Source organism: bacterium (assembly GCA_040753085.1).
In the GTDB taxonomy this organism is placed as follows: Bacteria; UBA9089; JASEGY01; order JASEGY01; family JASEGY01; genus JASEGY01.
This window is the reverse complement of record JBFMHI010000190.1, coordinates 1-4,745: the sequence shown is the minus strand read 5'-3', so window position 1 is coordinate 4,745 and position 4,745 is coordinate 1. Positions and strand designations below refer to the sequence as shown.

Genomic DNA, 4,745 nt, shown 5'->3' with positions numbered 1-4,745 from the left:
GGCTGTAGGGACAACCCTTGTGGTTGTCCGTCTACGGAACGGACATGGACAAGCACGGACAGGGACAAGCCCTGTCCCTACACTTCCGCCTTCTGTCCTGTGTTATTTATCCGTGCTAATTCGTGCAGCTATACCTGAACGGTTACAAAAGGGCGAACACATAGGTCCGCCCCTACGGATGAGACTATCAGTGTCTTACTTATATACCACAGCTGCAATGCATAAGAGAATATCATAAAAGGCGGAGACTGTCAAGGAGAAAGTCGAAACTTTTTATTAAGATTTGGGTTTATATAATTAAGGGATGGTCAAGAAGTTCGGTAAGTGTTCAGCTACAAAGACACTAAGACACATCTTCGTGCCTTGGTGGCTGAACGGTTACAGAAATTTCTTGTCTAATAGTAAGCGTTCACCCACTAAGGCACAAAGACACAACCTCGATCCTCGATCCTGGATGCTCGATCCTGGATACTGAATCCTTTACCAGCATCGAAGATCGAGCATCGAGCATCCAGCATCATGTGCTGAACGGTTACGTCTAATATTCGCCATCCACTATCAGAAAGGCGATGATCAGCATGAACATCTCTGGATTAACGCGAATCTTCAAGGACTTACTCGGCCATTCACCCTCTAAAATCCGAAAGGCAGGGTTAATTTTACTGCTTGGTCTGGGAATAATAGTTACCGGTTGTGGAAGAAATCCTATTGCGCCGGTTGATGATCCAGATTTTACTGAATCTTTGTCTTATGATTCTGAATTCGATTTTTTCCAGGACGAAGAAGATGATTTAATGAATCCTTCTTCTGCCTTTTCGTTGGGGTATTGGGGTAAAAAAGAAATTACCGTCAATGATCAGGGTTGGATAACCATTAGGTGAGGGGTGATGAGTAAATTTTTCTTGACTTTCTTCTGGAGAATCGTTATAATTAAAGTAATTACTCAAAACTAAGTTAAGCAGTTAGTTGGGAGATAAAGCAAAATTCCCTCTCCCTTGATGGGAGAGGGATAGGGGGGGTGAAATTGGCGGGCAATATTATTACTCTTGCTAAAAACCTTAGAAAAAGAGCTACCACCCTCCCCTAACCCCTCCCATCAAGGGAGGGGAAGCTCTTATGCCGACGCTGTCAGGACAAAAGGAGATGAAACTTAACCCATAGCACTATAATCTGTAATGAGCTTACTTTTTTAACTTGATTTTGAGTAGATACCAATTAAATTAGCTGTAGGCACTAATTAAAAGCAAAGGATGTTAAAATGAACTGTTGCTACCGGTGTCACAAGCACAATAACTGTGTGAGACAGTGGGTGATGGGACAAAATTATATGGAGTTGACCTGCTGTGCGGAATGTCCGGAATATTACCATTGCATGAAAGAGAATAGATTAGCCAGATGGGAAGTCATCCATCCGAATATAACCCCGCCTCAGAGAGTAGGTAGGCAGTAGATAGTAGGGAGTAAGGGGTAAGGAGTAGAAAATAAGGATTACTTACTAACTACTGTCTACTAACTACGGTTGAGACAGGCACTATTTCAGCCTCTTCCTTAAGCTGAGGGAGCATATCTTGAAGGATCCTGGCGGTGTTTGGGTTCTGGGCATGTCCAATACCAATGGCGGCGCCACAAGATTTAGCTATTCTAACCAGAAGCTTAAGTTGATGCCTGATCTCCTCTTCATCTTCTGAATTGTCAAGAAAAACCTGCCGTTTTTCAGTTCTTATCCCCTTTTGCCGAGCGAGAGTATAGGCTACTGAGTTTGGTGAAGTAAGGCTGTCTACAAAATAAAGCCTCTGGCGCTTCAGTTCATCCAGGATGATAGACATGATTCTTTCATCTTCAGTGATCCTGGAGCCCATATGATTGTTGACCCCAATCACGTGTGGAATTTCCCTCAAAGCAGTCCTAAGGCTATCCCTGATTTCAGCCTCGGTCATTCCTGAGAAAATAGCCCCCGGGCCAGGATTTTTCTCTGGATAATCATGCGGTTCCATAGGCATATGGAGCATAACATCTTTATTGGCCTGTCTGGCCTGTTGGGCTGCCTGAGTGGAATAAGCCAAATGGGGCAGGACGGCAATGGCCAGGGGGCAGTCAAGGGTAAGAAATTTTTCCATCTTCGGAGTATAACCAGCGTCATCAATAATGAGGGCTATTTGTGGTTTTGACGGCCTCTTGAGGGTAACAGAATGAAGCGGTTTTGAAGGGAGTCCGAAGGTCAGGGAAACAGCTTCATAATCCGGCTTACGCTCTTCGGCTCTTGATAAAAGAATCCCGCCGGCCTGGGTGGCGGCCTTCGTAAGGATAGATTCATACTCCTCAAGCTCTTTACCCCTGGAAGGCACTTTTACTTCTCTTAGAGAATGAATCCAACTGGTAGAATTAGAATTTTCTTTTACCTGGTCGTCGGATTTAAATTCTTTGAATCCTAATCTCTCCAAGGTTTCATCCAGGGCTAAGGTAATTTCACGAGAGACCCGGCCGGGATCTTTGGCCCGGTCCGGAGAAACTATTTGACGAAAGGAGTCAAATAGTCCCGGCAAGCCCGCCTTTTGCTGAAGATAATCCAGTCCCCAGAGAAGCCCAATCAACAGCCCAAAAAGCAAAAAGATGGCGCTGATTACCCAGCGAAGAGATTCTTTAGGTGGCGCTTTTTGTTTTTTCTTTTTAGCCATTCTTTCGGGTTTCGAGTTATAATGTAAGCCACCAACTGGAGTTAGTGGTCAGTAGTCGTTATTATCTTATCGTAACCGTTCAGGTATAGCTGCACGGATTAGCACGGATAAATAACACAGGACAGAAGGCGGAAGTGTAGGGACAGGGCTTGTCCCTGTCCGTGCTTGTCCATGTCCGTTCCGTAGACGGACAACCACAAGGGTTGTCCCTACAGCCTAAGGACAGACCCGAATCACGGACACGGCTCACGGATTTTCCGTGTTTCATCTGTGTGCATCTGTGGCTGAACGGTTACATCTTATCCACCACGGCCGAGGCAAAATCAGAGGTGGAAAGTTTTGTGGCCCCTTCGATAGAGCGGGCCAGATCATAAGTAACCTGACCGGCCTGAATCGCCCGTTCCAGCGTTCCTTCCACTAATTTACCCGCCTCTGACCAGCCTATATGTTCCAACATCAGGCAGGCGGAGAGGATAAGGGAAGATGGATTAGCCATATCACGTCCGGCATATTTAGGGGCAGACCCGTGGGTGGCCTCAAAGATAGCTATCCTATCGCCTAAATTGGCTGAAGGGGCCAGGCCTAATCCGCCCACCTGGGCAGCCGCTGCATCAGAAAGGTAATCTCCGTTGAGATTAGTGGTCGCAATGACATCATACTCATTGGTCCTGGTCAGTATCTGGGCAAACATGTTATCGGCAATCCGGTCATTGATCAGAACCTTGCCTGAAGGCAGAGAAGAGTTGCCTACTTCTTCTTCCGTGACGATCTGCCCGCTAAACTCCTCTTTGGCCAGCTCGTAGCCCCAATCTCTAAAAGCGCCTTCGGTAAATTTCATAATATTCCCCTTATGGACCAGGGTGACCCTTTGTCTGTTATGCTCAAGGGCATACTTAATAGCCATTCTAACCAGGCGTTTACTGCCTATGAGGCTGATAGGTTTAATCCCGATTCCGGAATCTTTTCTGATTTCCACTCCAAATCTTTCCCTTAAAAAAGAGATTATCTCATTCGCCTCAACCGTCCCTTGGGGCCATTCAATCCCGGCGTAAACATCTTCTGTATTCTCCCGGAAAATGACCAGATCGGTTTGTTCCGGATGCTTAATGGGACTGGGGACGCCTTTGATATACTTAATCGGCCTTAAACAGGCATAAAGGTCAAAATACTGTCTCAGGGTGACATTCAGGCTTCTAAAGCCGCCTCCCACCGGGGTGGTTAAAGGGCCTTTCAGGGCCACAAGAAAATGCTCGATGGCCTTGAGGGTGTCCTGAGGTAAATAGTTATTGTATTCCTGGTAGGCCTTTTCTCCGGCATAGATTTCAAACCAGACAATCTCTCTCTGGCCCTGGTAAGCAATTTTAACCGCCGCATCAACGACCTTCTTAGTAGCCTGCCAGATATCCGGTCCGATTCCATCCCCTTCAATAACCGGGATAATGGGGAGGTCAGGCACCTCTAACCGGCCATCGGCCTCTTTTATTTTTTCTCCTCGAGATGGTAACGTAAGTTTGTCGAAGCTGATCATTTGAATCCTCCTTCCTTGGGGACATTATAGCCTATCTATCCGCTCAATTCAAGTAAAAAGTGGAAACAGGTCAGTCAGCATCTCTCACTTTTTGCCTTTCTCAGCCTGAATCTCTCAAAATGCTTGACAAACTCCGAACAGTTGGGATATAATAAAAAACCAGGGGGATAAAGCTCCCTTTGGGCGTCTTAGAAACATTGAGTTGAAGTTGGAGTCTGAGAAAAAGGTAACCGTTCAGCCACCAAGGCACGAAGACACGAAGGGGAAATTAAAGTATGTGTCTTAGAGAACATTAGAACAATAGAACAGCAGTTCTGAAACTTTCAGAAAAATCTTTAACTACTGCTCTACTGCTCTATTTTTGTGTCTTAGTGTCTTTGTGGCTGAACACTTACAGAAAAAGAAAAGAGAAAGAATAAGGCTATGGGAGAGTTTGATATAACCTTAAAGAGGCTTTCGGATGAGTTTACCGTAGACTATGCCCGATTTGCCCTTGATGATGAGAGAATCAATTTGGTAGGCAAGATAGATGTGAGCAAAAT

Annotated in this window: 4 protein-coding genes; 2 read left to right on the top strand and 2 right to left on the bottom strand. The window is 45.6% G+C overall.

What is annotated here, in order from left to right; translation table 11 throughout:
* Positions 1-578: 578 nt before the first annotated feature.
* Both AB1797_13180 and AB1797_13175 read left to right on the top strand, forming a co-directional pair.
* Positions 579-881: a hypothetical protein gene (locus AB1797_13180; GenBank protein ID MEW5768539.1), complete on the top strand. Its 303-nt coding sequence runs from the start codon at positions 579-581 to the stop codon at positions 879-881.
* 377 nt (positions 882-1,258) lie between these two features.
* Complete coding sequence (locus tag AB1797_13175) at positions 1,259-1,450, top strand: hypothetical protein (GenBank protein ID MEW5768538.1); 192 nt, start codon at positions 1,259-1,261, stop codon at positions 1,448-1,450.
* Positions 1,451-1,499: 49 nt separating this feature from the next.
* Here AB1797_13175 and AB1797_13170 read toward each other — a convergent pair whose 3' ends face one another.
* Both AB1797_13170 and icd read right to left on the bottom strand, forming a co-directional pair.
* A complete protein-coding gene (locus tag AB1797_13170) occupies positions 1,500-2,675 on the bottom strand; it encodes a divergent polysaccharide deacetylase family protein (GenBank protein ID MEW5768537.1) in 1,176 nt (391 codons plus the stop codon).
* Positions 2,676-2,967: 292 nt separating this feature from the next.
* Positions 2,968-4,203 (bottom strand): isocitrate dehydrogenase (NADP(+)), encoded by a 1,236-nt coding sequence (gene icd / locus AB1797_13165; GenBank protein ID MEW5768536.1) that lies wholly within the window; start codon positions 4,201-4,203, stop codon positions 2,968-2,970.
* Positions 4,204-4,745: the final 542 nt, after the last annotated feature.